Here is a 16,852-nt window from a genome sequence, read left to right on the forward strand (position 1 = left end):
GGCCTTACCAGCAAATTCCGTAATAATCTTTGCGCTCACGCCATTCCAGCGGCAGACCCGCGAGATCGATGATCGTTTTGCCTTCCAGCTTTGCGGGATCGACGCCCTTCAGCAATTTGGAATGGCCAACGATGATTGTGTCCGAGAACGCCAGCACCTGATCCAGATCTTCGCGCAGCATGCGCGAGATGTGTGGCAGAAGATCAAGAATGTAGGCGAGGTTCGCGCCGGTCAGCCGTGACATACGTACGTTCGCATCGTAAATTGCGATGTCATAACCCTTGCCGAGCAAACGCTCCGCCAACACCACGTGTGGGCTTTCGCGCAAATCGTCCGTGTCCGGCTTAAAACTCACGCCCAGAAAACTCACGCGGCGGTTCACGTTCTTCACGCGCGTGACAAGCTGAAACGCTTGGTCGATCTGAACATCATTAGCGAGCCCCGTGCCATCCAGCACCGGCGTCGGCACGTTGAGCTGGCGCGCCGCATATCGCAAAGCGCGTAGATCCTTCGGCAAGCACGAACCGCCATAGGCGAAGCCCGGCCGCATATAGGCCTTCGACACGTTCAGGCGCGTGTCGGAAACCAAAGCTTCCATAACTTCCACGCCGTTGACTCCGTGAGCCTTGCAGATGTTGCCGACTTCGTTGGCGAAGCTGATCTTCAGCGCGTGCCAGGCGTTGCAGAAATACTTGATGCCTTCGGCGGTGCGCATCTCCACGCGCTGGACACGGTCGCTTGTGCTCTCTTGTAATGAACTCAGACGTTCGAACGTCGCGTCATCGCGCGCGCCGAACACGATCAGACCTGGATCGTCGTAATCCTTGATCGCGCTGCCCTCGCGCAAAAACTCTGGATAATAGCCGATGCCGAAGCCCTTGCCGGCTTTCATGCCCGACGCGGCTTCGAGAGCTGGGATCACCATGCCATCCATCGTGCCCGGCAGAATGGTCGAGCGCACCACCACCGAATAATGGCCTTTACGCTTCTTGAGCGCCGCGCCGATCTGCTCAGCCACGCGCAGCACATAATTGAGTTCAAGGCTGCCCGCTTGCGTCGACGGCGTGCCGACGCAGATGAGACACATATCCGTCTCGGCGACGGCCGTCGCCACATCTTCGGTCGCGCGCAAGCGCCCCGCGGCGACGGCTTCGGCTGTCACTTCCGGCAAGTTCGGCTCGATGATTGGCGCCTGGCCGCTCAAGATCGCCTTTACCTTGGTGGGGTTCACATCGACGGCGATTACTTCGTGGCCATCGCGCGCCAAGCACGCGGCCGACACGGCGCCCACATATCCGATGCCGATAATTGCGACCTTCATAGAAACTCCAATTGTCCCCGCCGCCTCGCAAACTCGGTGCGCAGCGACAAGGCAAGGTTTTTTGTCGGCGACGCTGAGACAGCGGCCATTTCTCTGTGGGTAATGCAAGAAGTCCGCCAGCCCACGCGGTTGAGGCGCGCTCACCAACATCGCTAACGAACGTGCTGAATCGATACAGATCAGCTTGGCGCCACTGCTCCCAATCGGGGGCTCCGGGGAGCCCAGGTATTGCATAGAGGTGACATCGGCCCGGAAGGTCGCTGCCTACCGTCCCATTTCGTCCAGTCTGGCGCGAGTTTTGTTGCAATGCACACGCCTATCCGGGTACGTACCGGACGGAAAACGAACCAAAATTCCGACAGGAACTGGCGCCCACGCGGTCTGTCCGCCCGGCGTGCTTTCGTGTCAATCGCTAAGAACGAGCGCGCTGTGAGCCTTGCTGAAACACGCTTGGCCTTCATGCTGAACGACGCGGTGCAGAAGGCGCTCTTCGCGCAGGCGGACGCGCTGAACACGCTGCAGTTCAGCTTCCCCGCCGCCAGCACGTTGTTGCTGAACGACGAAGCGGGCGACGCCGATTTCGTTGCGCATCAGTTGGGCCCGGAAGACGTCGCCTCTCTGATTTACACCCCTGGCACCACCGGCCAGCCGAAAGGTGTACTCGTGCCCCATTGTGGCAGCCGCCTTGGTGCTTGCCGGGTTAGCGGGAGCGCCTCTTGATCGATACGATCGGATACGCCTGCCGTCTGATCGCGCGATATTGGCCGCTCTCTCTTGTTGTGCTGGCGCTCCTCGCGCTTGCCTATCTCTGGCTCTCGCCCGCGCACATGGCGCCGCCCGGGCCGCTGCACACCTGGAGCTCGATCGCACTCGGCGCGCTCATAGTGCTCACCATTATGCCCGCTTGGCGCGGCGCCGTGCATCTGAGCGAAGTTACCAGGGAATTCACCGGGCCGGCGCGCATGCAGCTCGATCCGATCGTGCATTGCAGCGTCGAACTTGATGGCGGCATTCGCGTCGACATCAGCCGCCCTGGCATCGGCCCTGCTTCAGCCAACACGTGCGCCGAAGCGTTTAGCGAGCCGCTTTCGCCCGAACTCGGCCCCATTCGCCCCGCCCAACCCCTCCGCATCATTCTCTACGCCCCCGGTTGGGGCAATGCGCGCGCGGAGAACGCGGACTTCCGCGCCGCACTCGCGAGCGCCGGCTATATTGTCGTGAGCATCGACGACATTGCCAAAGATGCGCCGTACGCGAACGCCGAAGACGAGCGTATCCGCACCTCCACGATTGATCTCTCCAGCGCCGAGGCCGTCGCGCAAACGCGCGCGAACACGGATCGCCGCGTCGCGCTCGAAGCGCAAAAGGCCATCGCCGCGCTCGACGCGCTGCAAGCCTGCATCCCGGCGAGGTGGCGCGAACGCATCGATTTCAATCGCGTCGGCTTCTTGGGCTTCTCATTCGGCGGCGCGACAGCGGCGCAAGCCGCGACCATGGACCCGCGCTTTCGCGCTATAGTCAATCTCGACGGCAGCCGCTTCGGCCAAGCCGCCGCGCAACCGCCAGCCGCACCCTATCTCACCCTACTCGCCGATTTCGAGCTGCCCTCCGCACGGCGCGACGCCTCCAGCCGCCGCCACGAGTTCGCGTTCGCGCGGGAGATGGCGTTGCTTGAGGCCGAGCGCGCGGCGGCGCACGATGACACCTACGCATTCCTTGTGCGCGGCGCCCTGCATGAAGCGTTCACGGATGAGTACGGCGACCAAAGCAATGCCCGCAAATGGCTCATGCTCTCACCGGGACGCGCGCGAGCGATCCGCCTTTACTACACGTTGCACTTCTTCAATCGCTACCTGCACGACGCCCGGACATCTCTCTTGGACCGCGCATCGCCGCCTTACGCAGAGGTGATCACCTCAAACGAGATCGCCTCGGCCGTGCGCAACGCCACCGCGCCCTGATAATTCGGCGCAGGATCAAACGCACACATCTGCCACGCGGCCGCGTCATCGCCATCAATACGCAACAAACGCGGCGGCGTATCCGCATCGATAGTCACGTCAAACGAATCCAGCGGAATGCCGAGGCCTTCGCCTTGCGCTTTCACGTATGCTTCCTTGCGCGTCCAGCAGCGATAGAACGCGTTCTCATACTCCGGCCCCGCATAGGCATTGAGCGCAGCGCATTCCTGCGGCGAGAAGAAACGTCGGGCAATCTGCGGCCCTTCGATCGCGCGCACATGCTCCACGTCGAGCCCGAGGTCGAGATCGTCGCTGATCGCGAGCGCGGCAAGATTGTGCGAATGGCTGAGGTTGAAAAACGGGCCGCCGGCGAGCAACGGCTTGCCATGCGCGTTTTCACCGAAGCTCAGATCACTCGGCCCGACACCGAGATGCGCGCCGAGCAGCGCACGCATCCGCGCATGCGATTGCCCGAAGCGAAAGCGATCCTTGTCGAACACAAAGCGCGCCATGCGGGCCGTTTCCTTCTCCGACAAGGTCGCAAGCTCCGCCGCCGGCGCGGGCGTCGTAGGATCGAGCGGCCAGACGTAGATCTTAATCAGCGACGCCACCAGCGCCCCCTTTCATACGTGGTTGCGCCGCGGAGAAGAGCGAGCGCAGCCGCCCCACATGCGCCTTCAGGGTGCGGCGGCCCGCGGCGCCAAGTCAACCATGCATCAATTGCGCCGCATACGACGCAAAAAAACGCGGCGTTAACCGCCCCACTTGTGGGCGGCGCGCGGCGCCTCTGTTATAGGCCAGCCGAGCGCCTCCGGTGCGAAACTTGCACCGAGCGCGTATCCAAACTGGAACCAGGTTCGAGAATTCATGGCCGACATCGGCGCCAATTCGAGAGGCGTAATCAACCGCGTCGCCCACGCCGTGCGCCGCCGCGTCATAGGCTACGCGATCATCGATTCCTGGGACATTCCGCCCCTGAGCCGCGCGCACCCGACGTTCGGTCGATCCACCAGCCGCGGCTTCTATACGAGACTGAAGTGAGCAACGACACCCAATCCAAACCGCTCGGCCGCGTCCTGATCCTGGTCGAGAACCTGCCCGTGCCGTTTGACCGTCGCGTGTGGATGGAAGCGAACTCGCTGCATGCGGCAGGCTACGAGGTCAACGTCATCTGCCCGAAAGGCAAAGGCTATGACAAAGGCTTCGAGCGCATCGATGGCATTTACGTCTATCGCTATTCCTTGCCGATCGAAGCCTCAGGCTTTGCCGGCTATCTCTTCGAATACCCGGTTGCGTTGATCTCAAGCTTCGTGCTGGCGCTGCGCGTGGCGTTTGCGCGCGGCATTGATGTGATCCATGCCTGCAACCCCCCGGACTTGCTCTTCTTGGTAGCAGCCCCCTTCAAGCTCTTCGGCTGCCGCTTCATCTTCGATCATCATGATCTCTGCCCGGAATTGCTCGATTCCAAATACGATAAGCCGCGCCCCTTTCTGCGCTCGCTCATGGTGCTGTTCGAACGGCTGACCTTTGCGATGTCGAACGTGTCGATCGCCACGAACGAAAGCTACAAGCGGGTCGCGGTTTCGCGTGGCAAGATGAAGCCGGAAAATGTGTACGTGGTTCGCAGCGCGCCACGCCGCGCCTGGATCGACCGCGCGGCAAGCTCGGGCGAGGCGGAGAAACTGGTCGGCTATGTCGGCGTCATGGGCGCGCAAGAGGGCTTGGACCTGTTGCTCGAAGCCGCGCACCACATCGTTTACACCAAGAAGCGTGACGATGTGCGCTTCGTGCTGGTCGGCGACGGCAGCGCGCGTCGCGATCTTGAAGCCCAAGCCGCGTCACTCAATCTCTCAAACCACGTCCGCTTCACCGGCCGCGTCTCCGATGCGGACTTGAAGGATTGGCTTGGCCGCTCGACGGTGCTGGTCAATCCCGATCGCCCAAGCGAACTCAACGATAAATCGACGATGAACAAGATCGTCGAATACATGGCCATGGCGAAGCCGATCGTGCAATTCGAATGCACGGAAGGCCGTTTCTCCGCGCAAGAAGCGTCGCTCTACGCGAAGCCGAACGACGTGCAGGATTTCGCCGACAAAATCGAGCAATTGCTCGATGATCCCACGCTGGCGAAGCAGCTCGGCGAGTACGGCCGCAAGCGCTTCGAGTCAGATCTCTGCTGGGAGCACCAGGAGCCGAAACTGCTTGCCGCTTACGCCGCCGCTCTCGGCCGCGCACCAGCACGCGATGCGGCCTTAGCGTCGAGCACCAGCGCGTAAGCTTCGCCCAAGCGCTCCAGCATGCGCGCGAACGTGAAGCGTTCGAGATAGCGCGCGCGTGCGGCCTTCTGCATCGTCGCCAGCTTGCCGCGATCGGCCGCCAATTCGCTGAACGCCTGTGCGAACGCATCCGCTTCAATCGGCAGCACGTAGCCGGTCAATCCGGTCTCATTGATCTCGGCCGACGCGCCGACGCCCGTGCACACCATCGCCGCGCCTGCGGCAGCACCTTCGATCAGCGAAATCGGCAAGGCTTCGCTACGCGACGGCAGCGCGCAGATATCCGCGTTCAGCATGCCCGCATGGATGTCATCCATGCCAATCCAGCCCGGAAAGCTCACGCGATCGGCGACACCCGCGTCGGCCAGCGTTCGCGCAAACGGCGCGACATCGCCGTTGCCAGCAATCGTGCAGCGCCAATCCTGGCTCACGCCGATCTTCGCCAGTGCGCCCGCCAACACATCGACGCCTTTGCGCTCACCGATCTCACCTGCGAAGAAAATCGTCAGCGGCCGCTCGGACGGACGCGCGAGATCGCGTCCAGCGGCAAAATCAGGCACCGCGTTGTAAATCACGATCGTCCGCTCGGCCGGCACGCCGACCTCTTCCACGAACACCTGCCGCCAGCGCTCACCCAGCGCGATCACGCCCTCTGCGCGGCGCAGAATGTACTTGGTGACATCGATCCAAAGTTTCTTCTCATGCACGCGCCGATCAAAGCCGCCGCCGTGATAATGGAAGATCACCGGCAGCCTGAACACCTTGGCGATGCCCCACAGCAACGCTTTGCGATAAGCGCTCGCGCGCAGCGACAGATTGATGTGCGCGATATCCGCCTGCCTCGTGGCCGCAATCCATGTGAAGCGCGCAATCGCGTTGGCGAAAATCAGCAATGAGCCCATACGCGAGCCGTCGCCGCGCGTGGCCAGAAACGTGAAGTCCGCCGGCGCATCGTCATGCTGCGAAATATAGCGAAACGCGCGCTCAATGCCGCCGCGGCCTTCAAGCCCACGCGGCACCACACACAACACACGTGGCTTGCGCTGATCAGTGCGCATCGGGAACCTTTATCTCATCGCCGCCAACAATAAGCGGGCGTGGCCGCGCGCGCCGCGGCCGATCCATTTTGATATCCAATACTTCGACATCGCCAAGCGCGTCGTAGGTGTGAAGCCCAGTGAAATCGCCAAACACTTTCGGATCCCATGCGCCGATGCGGCGCTCGGTGAATGTGTCCGGCGTAAGTGTTGTCACTTCATACCAAGCGAGCTTCGCGCCATAGCCGGTGCTGCAATCCTGCGCCGGCCGCAACAGGCGATCGCCGACGACCCGGAACCGGCCGCCCATGCGCGAGCCACGCGCGTCCGACTTGACGGGATTCAGCGCATGCGGCGTCCACGGACCAAACACGCTCGGTCCATGAAAAATCGAGAGCTCATCCCATGATGACCCACTCGGCGGCACGAGCGTACAGAACAAATAGAAACGATCGGCGCGTTGAACAATTGTGGCGTCCACCACGCGCGCGTCATCGATGACATCGCAATGTTTTTCCCAACGCGTCGGAAAATCGACGGCGCGATAGATGCTTAATTTTCCCGCCTGCGCCGTCTCCGGCATCATGAACATCTCACCGTCATGCTCAAACACGTGCGGGTACGAGAGATGGTGCGCTTCAGTCAGCACGTGCTCGAACACGACGCCCTGCGTCTGCGCCGGCAAACGCGCCACAACAATGCGCCCCTTCGGCCCGCCATCGACCAAAGCTTCGGCGAACAAAAAATCCTCGCCGCCGCGCGACACCACAAATGGGTCGGCTACGAAGGCGCCGTCGGCGCTTGCGATCGCAAACGGCCCGCCGCCACGTCGCCACGCCGTTACCCAATGCCCGCGCTTGCGTGAAAGCGCCCGCGCGACAGCAACCACGCGCGCAAAAGCAAACGGCGCGATCAGCGCGTCCTTGTAAGGCTGCGGCGCATGCGGCGCCGGGTGCGGCAGCGGCGCCTTGTGGCGCACGCCTTCCACGATCTCCACCGCGCGTTCGATCAACAGCGCCGCGCGCGCGAACGCGAAGCGTAATCCACGCGCCAAAACCAGATCATCTTCAATCGCCGCATAAGACGCGGCCACAGTTTCGCCGTCGCGCGCCACCGCGATCATCGGCGGCTGTTTGCGCAACAAGCGCCCCCACAAGAACGCTTCGTCGGCCCCACCATCGTACAACAAACGCAACGCACCCGGTCGCGCCGGGCCGCCGCTCAGATTGATCACCAGATCGAAGCCCTCAAGCGTCGTCGCCTCTGCCGGCGCAGGCTCCAGCGTCACATCCGCCGGCGCCTTGAACACGCGCCGCTCCATCGCCAGCAGCGCGCGCAACATCGGCGGCAACCCACGCGCGCCGCCCGCTGCAAACACCGAAACCGCATGCTGCGCGCCCAGACGCTCCGCGAGCAGGCGCTGCCATCGCCAATATCTGGCGGGCGCAACCACGATCGCGACCTTCATCGAACCACCCTCACCAGCGGCGCACCCCAGCGCGCCGGCACACTACCCCAGACAGGAGAAATTTCCTGCAAATGCCGGGCCTAGGTCACCCCGATCCCCTACTGAGAAAAGTTCACAATAATTGAGTTGTATTTCATGATTAACAGAGCGTTACTCACAGGATCGATTGCTGAATTCTCATCTCGGGCGAAATATTACGCCCAGTTTATTTCCAGACCTCCAGTAATCGGAGACCTCAATGCTTCAAAAACTCCGGGTCTGGACACGCGCGCAGCGCCGCGCCCGTTTTGCCGAATTTCTGCCCGCGCAACGGCCCCTGCGCATTGTCGATCTTGGCGGCACCGTGCCGTTTTGGCGCGGCTGGGGGCTGAAACCGGAAGACCAACTCCACATCACCCTGATCAACAACCACCATATCGACACCACGGCCGCCGGCTTTGGAAATCAAGGATCGCAGATCGTTAACCGCGTTTTCGACGCCAATGACGTCACCACAAAATATCTCGCCTCATTCGATCTGATCTTTTCCAACAGCTTCCTGGAGCATTTGGACTCCCGCCAGGCGCAAGCGCACCTCGCCGCCAAGATTTGCGACAGTGGCAAGCCCTACTTCATTCAGGTTCCCAACAAGAACTCGCCAGTTGATCCACATTTCCCGACCCCGCTCGCCCCATTCTTCGCGATTTACCCGCGCAGCGTGCAAGCGGCGTTGCTGACGCGCTCGCGCCTGGGCTCCGGCGCCAAATCCACGGACATCAACGACGCCATGGAGCGCATGCGCTTCTACAATCCACTCGGGCTCAACGACATGCGCACCCTGTTCCCGGTCGCGAATTTTGCCATCGAGCGACCTCTTGGCGTGCCGATGTCGATCCTAGCCTGGCGGGACAATTGGCCAGTCGCTGCGGCCAACAAAAACAGCGCGCCGCCGACCGCCGAAGTCGCCTAATATCCAGCGCCTTAAGGGCCTGCTAGTTGCATTAGGCGCAGCTTGTGGCCAGGGTGCGAGCACGCCCGGCGGAGGCATTTCGTGAGGGTTAATTCCCGCCCCTATGACTCGGAATTCGCGCTGTTTTTCTGCGCGGCCTTGGCCGTGCGCGTCTTCCTGCCGCCGCCCTTTCTCGACCTCTTCATTCCCTACACCGCGTCCAGCGGCTTCATCGCCTTCAAGATCCATCCAGGCACGTATCTGATCGTGCTTTGCGCGATCTGGGAGATCATGCGCTCGGAAGCGCGCGCGCTGATCGATATGCGCAAACATGCGCCGCTCTTGATCATCTGCGCCGCCGCCGCCTTCGCCGCACTCACCAGTATCGCGCAAGGCCGCACGCAAGCCGTCGGCTATCTGATCGACTCGATCATTTGCGGCGCGCTCGCCGGTTGGCTGGTGACCCGCATGGCGCCGGAGTTGCGCCAACGCGTGATCGTGACGATGGTCGCCCTGATGGCGGTGAACACGACCGTGTCGATCTTCGAATTCCTCACGCAGAACCGCCTCATGCCGTTCCTCAAGCGCGAGGAGACCTTCCGCCCCACCGCATTCATGGGCCATCCGCTCGACAATGGCCTTATGACGCTCACCATCATGATGTTCACACCGGCTTTGCGTGCGCCCTTTGTGGTCCGCATTGGCCTGATGACATTCTTCCTGCTTGGCGTATTTGTCAGCGGCGCACGCGCGTCCACGTTGATCGCCACATTATTTTACCTCTTCGCCTTCGTGACGATGATGCGCGCGGAGACGAAACGCAGTCCTGAGCAGGCGGGTCTGGTGATGGTCGGCGTGCTCGCAGTGCTCGTGATCGCGCCCATCGTGCTCATGTCAGGCCTGGCCGACACGTTGCTGTACCGCTTCCAAGATAAGCTCGTCGACAAGAGCACGATGACGCGCATCGACATTTTCGGCGTGCTTCAATATCTCACACCCCAAGAGCTTTTCCTGGGGAGCGACATCAATAAGCTCACCATGTTGAGCCGTGCATTCCTGCAGAATACCGCCATTGAGAGTCCGATCGTGATGATGATCTTCCAATTCGGGCTGATCGTCATGATCATCCTGTTTGGCGCGATCCATTACACCATTCTCAAAAGCGCTCTGATGCGTCACGGCGCTTTGCTCGGCGCGCTGGCGTTCTTGCTCGCCGCCAACACCAACAACGTGCTCAACGTGAAAGCGCCTGCGCTCAGTTTCGTGCTCGCTCTGATCTGTGCACTGCCGTTGAAGGCGCAAGTGCAGGTGAAGGCGCGCGAGATCCGGCGCCCCACCGAACTCGGGCCCCGCCCACAAGATTTTCGTCCGCAAACATGAGTGCGCGCCTTGCCTTCTATATGCCCTACCTTGCGGTGGGTGGCGCCGAGAAGTCGACGCTGTGGCTTACACAGGAACTGAAGCGACGCGGCTATGATGTGCGTTTCATCGTCGATCGCCGCGGCGGTCCGTTGGACGACGCCTTCGCGGAAGTCGGCCCGGTCCGTTATCTCGACGCGCCACGCACAGCCTTAGCCGGCCCCGCTCTCGCGAAAGCCATCAAGGAAGAAGCGCCCGATCTATTGATCGCGGTAATGACGCACAACATTCTGACCGCCGCACTGATGAAGCGCGTGGGCCTGATCCGCACGCCGCTGATTGGTTGGGAGCACGCCGTGCTTTCCAGCATGCGCGCAGCGCGCGGCGTACGCGGCAAGGTCGAAACCAGACTTATCCGCGCGCTTTATCCTGCGTGCGACAAGATCATCGGCGTCTCGAAGGGCGCCGCTGAAGACGCCGTCGCACTGTGCGCGCCCAATGCGATCAACGCGGCGCACGTTTACAACGCAGTGCCGCCGCCGAAGACCGGTCCGCTCACGCCCTCAGAGCAAGCCTTTATCGCACGCATCAAGGGCCCATGCATCGTTTCGCTCGGTCGCTTGAACGCCGCCAAAGATTTCAAGACGCTGATGCGCGCCTTCCAATATTTCTCACGCCGCAGCGCCGGCACGTTGCTGCTGATCGGCGATGGCGAAGAGCGCACGGCACTCGAAGCCGCCGCCACCGGCTTTGGCCTCGGCGACAAAGTCATCTTCGCCGGCCAAGTCGAAAACCCCGCTAATCTCCTGGCGAAAGGCGACCTTTTCGTTTCAAGTTCGATCACGGAATCCTTTGGTATCGCCATTGTTGAAGCCATGGCGCTCGGCCTGCCGATCGTCGCGACCGATTGCCCAACGGCGCCGCGCGAAGTGCTTGCGGACGGCCGTTACGGCGCACTTGTTCCTGTAGGCGATGCGATGGCGATGGCCAAAGCCATGCGCGAAGCGCTCGACGCGACACACGATAAGGATGCACTCCGTGCGCGCGCACAGGATTTCTCTGTCGCCGCCGCCGCCGATGCGTTCCTCGCCGCGCTTGATATCGCGCCCCAGCATCAAGCCGCCGCTTAGGACAACACCACCGTCTTCACGCCATTGATGAACACGCGCCGCTCGGCGTGCGCCTTCACCGCGCGCACCAGCGCCGAAGATTCCAAGTGGCGGCCGAGTGTCACCAAATCCTGCACGCTAAAATTATGATCCACCGGCTCGGTCACCTGCGCGATGATCGGCCCTTCATCGAGATCGCCCGTCACGTAGTGCGCCGTCGCGCCAATCGTCTTCACACCGCGCGCATGCGCCTGGTGATAGGGCTTGGCGCCCTTGAAGCTCGGCAAGAAGGAATGGTGGATGTTGATGCAGCGCCCTGAGAGACGCTGGCTCGCATCTTCGCTCAGCACCTGCATGTAGCGCGCAAGCACCACGAGCTCGGCGCCGGTGCTTTCCATAAGCGCGAACATCTTGGCTTCGGCGTCCGCCTTCGTTGTCGGCGTCACCGGCGCCAGATGGAATGGCGTGTTCCAGTGCGCGAGGGGTGCTGCGAGATCATAATGGTTCGACACGATCGCCACTGGCTCGATCGGCAATTCACCAACGCGGGCGGCGTAGAGCAGTGCGTTGGCGCAATGGTCGAATTTCGAGACCATGATCAGCGTCTTCAGCTTGCGATCCTTCGGCAGGCAGCGCCAATCCATCTCCAGCCGCGCCGCGACCTCGCCGAAATCGCGCTCAAAAGCCTCCAACGAAAATGAGCCCGTGGGGTGAAATTCGATGCGCAGGAAAAAGCGCCCGGTGTCGGGGTCGCCGAAGGAGCGCGTGCGGACAATAAAGCATTCTTGCGCCGCCAAGAGCGTCGTCACGGCCGCGACAATGCCTGTCCTGTCTTGGCACGACGCTGTCAGCACATATTGCATTGGTACGCACTTACTCCCTTCGCGCACATCATTCCCCTGACGCGCGCGCGATTTCCCGCTCCACAATGCAGCGCTGCAATCTCACTGCCATGCGCCATCGCCAAGCGTGAGGGTCAAGGCGATGTTCACTACGTTGGAACAAAAATGTGCATTGCCGGCTTGCATCTCTACTGCAAAACTCGCGACTCAGTGCGTTCGCGCGCTCTGGGGCTGATGATAACAAGCGCTTGCAAAACCTAAGCGGATTCCGTTCGCACGATGCCGGATCAAACCTACGGTACGCGATTACGCTGCCCAAACGCGGCGCGTAGAGTCGCGCCCGGCGCAACGTAGGGTGGCGCGCGCTCCAAACATGGCGTGGCGCCAGTTCAAGCGCGCGCAGCGCCGGCAATTGCCGCTGTTCTTGGCGCTGACGTCATTGTTCATTCCAGCGGCATTTATCCACAGCTTGCTCACACCCCTTTTGCCATGGCTGCCGATCGCGCTCGCCTGGTTGGGCGTCGCACTTCTGGTTGCAATCGTTACCGCTTTCGCGCGCGAAGCTTGGCGCGACGCCATTGGCGTCACGGACTTCAGCGGCAAGAAGCGCCGCTATGCGATGCTTGGCGCAGCGCCTGAAGTGACGAGCCTGGATCTGCGCCAACTGCCGCCGGATCGGCGTTCACCGCTCGGCCTGCTCGCGTTCCAGCCCGCCTCGCCATTCGCGACCGCCTTCCGCGACCTGCAGCATTCGCTGCCGCCACGCGGCGTTGTCGCCTTCATCGCGCCCGCCGCCGGCGAAGGCGCGACCACCGCCGCCATGTGCGCCGCGATCAGCGCCACCCAGCAAGACAAGCGCGTGCTGCTGATCGATTGCGATCTGCGCCAGCGCGCGCTCACCAAGGCGCTTGGCCCCGAGCCAACCGAAGGCGTCCTCGAAGCGTCCGAAAATCCAGAAGACTGGCAAAGCTTCATCAGCGAGGAAGAAGAGACCGGCCTTCAGTTCATCCCCGCCGCGCGTCCGCGCTCAGCCTGGCGCGGTCTCGCCGGAACGCGTGGCTTCGAGCAGATGCTGCAACGCGCCCGCGCCGCCTACGACATCGTCATCCTCGATTGCCCGCCAGCCGGCACAGCTGACGGACCGATGGTGGCGCGCCTTGCGGATAAGAACGTCGTCGTCGCCGCATGGGATCACACGCCGCGCGCGGCGATCCGTGAAACCATGCGCGCGCTTCGCGTGCGCCATGGCGGCGCCGGCGTATATGTGAACCGCGTGCCTAGCGGTTACCGTTTCGGGCGCCTGCGGGCGGACTAAAGCCGCCGATCGCCGCCAGCATTTCCGGCGGCGCCAACGCACCACCAATCGCGATCGCCAATTGTGGAAACACCGGCGCAAGGTTGCCGTGGAAATTACGCGAATGCGCCCAGTCCGGCGTCGCCGGACGCGGCTTCACCGGCACGCGCACTTTGCGCGGCGGCTTGGCGCGGATCAGGCTCTGAATGAAGGGCGCTGCGGCGCCGCCACCCACGGCGATCGCCTGGATCTGCGGCGCGCCATGCGCCATCGCGCTATCGCACACAGCAAGCAAACCGTGCTCGTATGCATCCTGCAGACTTTTTTGAAACGTCTTGAAGTCGCGACTGCGCTCAAGGTCCTTCAAGCTCACGCGAATCACGCGGCCTTCGTGGCGCAATGTAGCCGAACCGTCCGCGAACACGCTTTCCTTGATGTCGCGCATGTTACGCATCAGCGCGTCCCACAGCTCTGTTTTCTGCGATTGCGTCTTCGCCCACTTGCTCATGTCGAGGACGACGTTGGCGAGCGCCCGATCAATAAAATCACCGGCCTGCTTCAGCGTCAGCCGCGCGCTATCCAGCTCCGACAATTTCGAACCTGAGCGCACGAGTGCGGCCACATCCGTCGTGCCCGCGCCCATGTCGAGCACGATCATGTGCGAAGCGCTGTCTTGCAGACCAATCGAGCTAAACGCGGCCGCGGCTGTCGCCTCGAAGATAAGCCCCATCTCGAACGCTTCGGGCTTGGCCATCGCCTTCGGCAACAAGGCCTGCACGGTTTCGATCGGTACGCCGGCCGGCTCAAGCATGTCGTCGCCCAAAGCTGTGCGGAACGCATCGGCTTCGCCGAACAGGCGCACGATGGCCGGGTGCATGCCGGCGCTATCACCGCTGCGCCAAGCCGGCGCCGCGTAGCGCCATTCGACGCCGGACGCTTTCGAGACCAGCTCGTCATACGCCGCCGCCGCGTCCACCGCCGCCAGCAAGTACGCGAGATAGAGCACGACAAGGTCGCGCATCTGAAACATGCGGTGCGGATCGATCGACGTTGGCGCGTTGGTGTTCAGCGCACGATCCAAATCACTGACGCCTAGCAAAGTCTTGAACGAACGCAGCGCCATCCGCTTGTGCTGCGCCAAACTATCCGCCCGCGCCATCGCGGCGCGGCCGAACAGAATGCGGTGGTCATCCACGAACACGGCGCTCTCGAGCAGGAACGCGTTGCCCGTCTCCTGCACACCGCCCAGCATCAGCGGGCGCACAAAGCGCGGATCAAAGCGCGCCCAAGCATCGCGCGGCGCCGCCGCGGCCTTCGAGAACGCCGTCCCGAAATCGATGCAGAGCGTCCATTCGCTCATCTTGCTTTCGCCCGCCCCACAGGTCCGACGCGCGCCTTGGTCAGCATCTCGCCGCCCCGCGTCACGCCACGCGCCACGATGCGCACAGATTTGGGCGTCTTCTTGGGTGGTTTGATGAATTCGTGACGATCCGGATCGAACGCTTCACGCCCGCCTAGCTCGCCAAGCCGCGAGAAGCCCCTCTTGCGCGCAGCTGTCGTGAGCGCTTGTCCAAGCATTTCCAACGCCAAACCGTGCGCCGCGCCTTCAGTCTGCAGCGCCTCGTCACACAGCGCCAACGCTTCGGCCAAAGCGCGATCGGCTTCGACCCAGGCGGCGGCGGCCAACGCATCATTCAATTGAACGCCAGACGCCGCGCGTTTCCGCGCGGCGCTTTTTTTCTTTGGCTTTGTCGTCTTGGCCTTTTTGGCCTTAGCGGCGGGCATACACTCAAAGTCCAAGCTTAAACGCGTACGTCCAGCCCAGCATGCGCCCGCCTCAAACTTAGAGGCGGAAGCTCACGCCGAGCGTGAACGCATTCACCTCGAAGTCGCGATACCGATCGGCGCCGCTCGATTGCACGTCGTCGAAATTGTAACGCGCGCGCAGAGCGACACGACGGTTCATCAAATAATCGGCGCCGATCTCAACGCCGACCACTTCGTCTTCGCGATCGATCGGATCTTCATATTCACGCGTGCCCGCTTGGGCGCCGGCCGTGAGGATGACGTTGCGCAGCAATTCGTGATCGACGCGGATGCCGTATTGGCTTTCCGTGAACGGCGTCGCACTCGTGGCGCCGACGACGTCTTCCGCGTTTTGGCGCGCGTTGAATGTCACCGTCGTCAAGCCAGTCGGGTACCATTCCAGATTGGCCGCGAGAGCCAAGCCGTCGGCCGTCGCGCCGCCGTCATAATCACGCTCGAACTGGCCGGCCGTGATTTCCCCCACCAAGAGGTCGGTGAAATTCACGCTCACGCCAGCGAGCAGCGTCGTGCCTTCCGAGCTCAGGCTCGGCGTGTTTTCATAATCGCGCTCATCCGTCGTGGCTTGCAGGACGAGACCCAAACGCGGCGTCAGCTCAGCGTCCACGCGGGCGCGGAAGCTCGTCTGATCGTTGTCGCGCACGCTCTGCACGGGGCCATCGAAGCTATAGTCGCGCTGCGCCACCGCGCCCGTGAGGGTGAAGCGGCTAAAGCGGTGCTCGGCCGTGAGCGACAAATCCGAACGATCGTATTCGACCGGATCGCCGACGGTCGGCGCATCCGAATCCGCACGCGATTCACGCTCGTGCGCGAGGCCAGCGTCCAGGCGAACGTTCGAACGCGAGCCGACATCGAGGCGGCCCATCAGGCGCGCGTAACCCGTGTCGACGTCTTCGCTTGAGAAATCCTCATGGCTTTCGAAGCGCGCGCCCGCGTCCACCTCGATTGCGTGGCGCGACCAATTCGAACGCAGCGTCGCATTCGGCGACACTGAGAAGATGATGTCTTCGTCCGGCCCAACTTCCTCGGCGAAGAGGTTGTCATTGCTTTCAGCGCCCAGATTGATAGAGGCGTTGAGGTTAAACGCGCCGAAACGTACCCCGAGCGGATCGTATTCTTCACGTGGCCGGTCGCGCACCGAGGTGCTGGCGGCCTGGTCCTGCGCAAGCGCGTGAACAGGCGCGAACGCGATCAGCGACGCCGCAAACATCGAAAGAGCCGGATGAACGCGCACCAAAGTCCCCCCAAGTGACGCCAACGTCGCGAGCAAACGCGAGCGGCGGTTAGGCTTGGAGCGATTGTGCAAAATGCGCGCCGTTGCAACGCGTTGCGCGTGCGGCGGGAATGTTGGATCGGCCGGCCCCGCCGGCGACTTCGAGGATGTCATTTCTACGCCTCCCCTGTTGGGATCATACGCGCGCCAGGGGAAC

16 protein-coding genes are annotated in these 16,852 nt (G+C 62.4%); 8 read left to right on the top strand and 8 right to left on the bottom strand.

Features of this window, described 5'->3' with window-relative positions; genetic code table 11:
• Positions 1-4 precede the first annotated feature (4 nt).
• The gene (locus EPJ54_RS09140; protein WP_135211410.1) at positions 5-1,321 is read right to left on the bottom strand and encodes a nucleotide sugar dehydrogenase; all 1,317 of its coding nucleotides are present in this window, start codon (positions 1,319-1,321) and stop codon (positions 5-7) included.
• A 429-nt stretch (positions 1,322-1,750) separates the two neighbouring features.
• Between EPJ54_RS09140 and EPJ54_RS09145 the strand changes: the two genes are divergently transcribed.
• Together EPJ54_RS09145 and EPJ54_RS09150 are read left to right on the top strand one after the other, a co-directional pair.
• The gene (locus EPJ54_RS09145; RefSeq protein WP_167755659.1) at positions 1,751-2,041 is read left to right on the top strand and encodes an AMP-binding protein; all 291 of its coding nucleotides are present in this window, start codon (positions 1,751-1,753) and stop codon (positions 2,039-2,041) included.
• Positions 2,038-3,282 (top strand): alpha/beta hydrolase, encoded by a 1,245-nt coding sequence (locus EPJ54_RS09150; protein WP_135211412.1) that lies wholly within the window; start codon positions 2,038-2,040, stop codon positions 3,280-3,282. Before EPJ54_RS09145 ends, EPJ54_RS09150 begins: the two co-directional genes overlap by 4 nt.
• On the opposite strand, the gene EPJ54_RS09155 is transcribed toward EPJ54_RS09150, so the two are convergent.
• On the bottom strand, positions 3,219-3,893 hold the full coding sequence (locus EPJ54_RS09155) for a 4'-phosphopantetheinyl transferase family protein (protein WP_239590838.1): 675 nt from the start codon (positions 3,891-3,893) through the stop codon (positions 3,219-3,221). The genes EPJ54_RS09150 and EPJ54_RS09155 overlap by 64 nt on opposite strands.
• Positions 3,894-4,149: 256 nt before the next feature.
• Between EPJ54_RS09155 and EPJ54_RS20040 the strand changes: the two genes are divergently transcribed.
• Both EPJ54_RS20040 and EPJ54_RS09160 read left to right on the top strand, forming a co-directional pair.
• Positions 4,150-4,323: a hypothetical protein gene (locus tag EPJ54_RS20040; RefSeq protein ID WP_239590839.1), complete on the top strand. Its 174-nt coding sequence runs from the start codon at positions 4,150-4,152 to the stop codon at positions 4,321-4,323.
• Positions 4,320-5,561, top strand: coding sequence for a glycosyltransferase family 4 protein (locus EPJ54_RS09160; protein ID WP_239590840.1), 1,242 nt, complete (start codon positions 4,320-4,322; stop codon positions 5,559-5,561). Before EPJ54_RS20040 ends, EPJ54_RS09160 begins: the two co-directional genes overlap by 4 nt.
• Here the strand turns inward: EPJ54_RS09160 and EPJ54_RS09165 are convergent.
• Both EPJ54_RS09165 and EPJ54_RS09170 read right to left on the bottom strand, forming a co-directional pair.
• A complete protein-coding gene (locus tag EPJ54_RS09165) occupies positions 5,495-6,619 on the bottom strand; it encodes a glycosyltransferase family 4 protein (protein WP_135211415.1) in 1,125 nt (374 codons plus the stop codon). The genes EPJ54_RS09160 and EPJ54_RS09165 overlap by 67 nt on opposite strands.
• Complete coding sequence (locus tag EPJ54_RS09170; RefSeq protein WP_135211416.1) at positions 6,609-8,066, bottom strand: glucosamine inositolphosphorylceramide transferase family protein; 1,458 nt, start codon at positions 8,064-8,066, stop codon at positions 6,609-6,611. The genes EPJ54_RS09165 and EPJ54_RS09170 overlap by 11 nt, the downstream gene beginning before the upstream one ends.
• A gap of 238 nt (positions 8,067-8,304) precedes the next feature.
• On the opposite strand from EPJ54_RS09170, the gene EPJ54_RS09175 reads away from it, so the two are divergent.
• The 3 genes from EPJ54_RS09175 to EPJ54_RS09185 all read left to right on the top strand — a co-directional run bounded on the left by EPJ54_RS09175 (position 8,305) and on the right by EPJ54_RS09185 (position 11,483).
• The gene (locus EPJ54_RS09175; protein WP_135211417.1) at positions 8,305-9,015 is read left to right on the top strand and encodes a hypothetical protein; all 711 of its coding nucleotides are present in this window, start codon (positions 8,305-8,307) and stop codon (positions 9,013-9,015) included.
• An 81-nt stretch (positions 9,016-9,096) separates the two neighbouring features.
• Entirely contained in the window at positions 9,097-10,374 is a 1,278-nt protein-coding gene (locus EPJ54_RS09180; RefSeq protein WP_135211418.1) for a VpsF family polysaccharide biosynthesis protein, read from the top strand.
• Positions 10,371-11,483 carry a glycosyltransferase gene (locus tag EPJ54_RS09185; RefSeq protein ID WP_135211419.1) on the top strand — a complete coding sequence of 371 codons (1,113 nt, stop codon included), beginning with the start codon at positions 10,371-10,373 and terminating at the stop codon, positions 11,481-11,483. Before EPJ54_RS09180 ends, EPJ54_RS09185 begins: the two co-directional genes overlap by 4 nt.
• Here EPJ54_RS09185 and EPJ54_RS09190 read toward each other — a convergent pair.
• Positions 11,480-12,325: a formyltetrahydrofolate deformylase gene (locus EPJ54_RS09190; protein ID WP_135211420.1), complete on the bottom strand. Its 846-nt coding sequence runs from the start codon at positions 12,323-12,325 to the stop codon at positions 11,480-11,482. The two genes, EPJ54_RS09185 and EPJ54_RS09190, sit on opposite strands and share 4 nt — an antisense overlap.
• Before the next feature lie 352 nt (positions 12,326-12,677).
• Between EPJ54_RS09190 and EPJ54_RS09195 the strand changes: the two genes are divergently transcribed.
• Positions 12,678-13,619 carry a CpsD/CapB family tyrosine-protein kinase gene (locus EPJ54_RS09195; RefSeq protein ID WP_135211421.1) on the top strand — a complete coding sequence of 314 codons (942 nt, stop codon included), beginning with the start codon at positions 12,678-12,680 and terminating at the stop codon, positions 13,617-13,619.
• Here the strand turns inward: EPJ54_RS09195 and EPJ54_RS09200 are convergent.
• The 3 genes from EPJ54_RS09200 to EPJ54_RS09210 all read right to left on the bottom strand — a co-directional run bounded on the left by EPJ54_RS09200 (position 13,582) and on the right by EPJ54_RS09210 (position 16,809).
• The gene (locus tag EPJ54_RS09200) at positions 13,582-14,958 is read right to left on the bottom strand and encodes an acetate and sugar kinases/Hsc70/actin family protein (protein ID WP_135211422.1); all 1,377 of its coding nucleotides are present in this window, start codon (positions 14,956-14,958) and stop codon (positions 13,582-13,584) included. The two genes, EPJ54_RS09195 and EPJ54_RS09200, sit on opposite strands and share 38 nt — an antisense overlap.
• Positions 14,955-15,296, bottom strand: a complete 342-nt coding sequence (locus EPJ54_RS09205; RefSeq protein WP_135211423.1) for a hypothetical protein — start codon at positions 15,294-15,296, stop codon at positions 14,955-14,957. Before EPJ54_RS09205 ends, EPJ54_RS09200 begins: the two co-directional genes overlap by 4 nt.
• Positions 15,297-15,441: 145 nt before the next feature.
• The gene (locus EPJ54_RS09210; protein WP_135211424.1) at positions 15,442-16,809 is read right to left on the bottom strand and encodes an outer membrane beta-barrel protein; all 1,368 of its coding nucleotides are present in this window, start codon (positions 16,807-16,809) and stop codon (positions 15,442-15,444) included.
• Positions 16,810-16,852 lie beyond the last annotated feature (43 nt).

This window comes from Vitreimonas flagellata, from assembly GCF_004634425.1.
GTDB lineage: Bacteria > Pseudomonadota > Alphaproteobacteria > Caulobacterales > Aquidulcibacteraceae > Vitreimonas > Vitreimonas flagellata.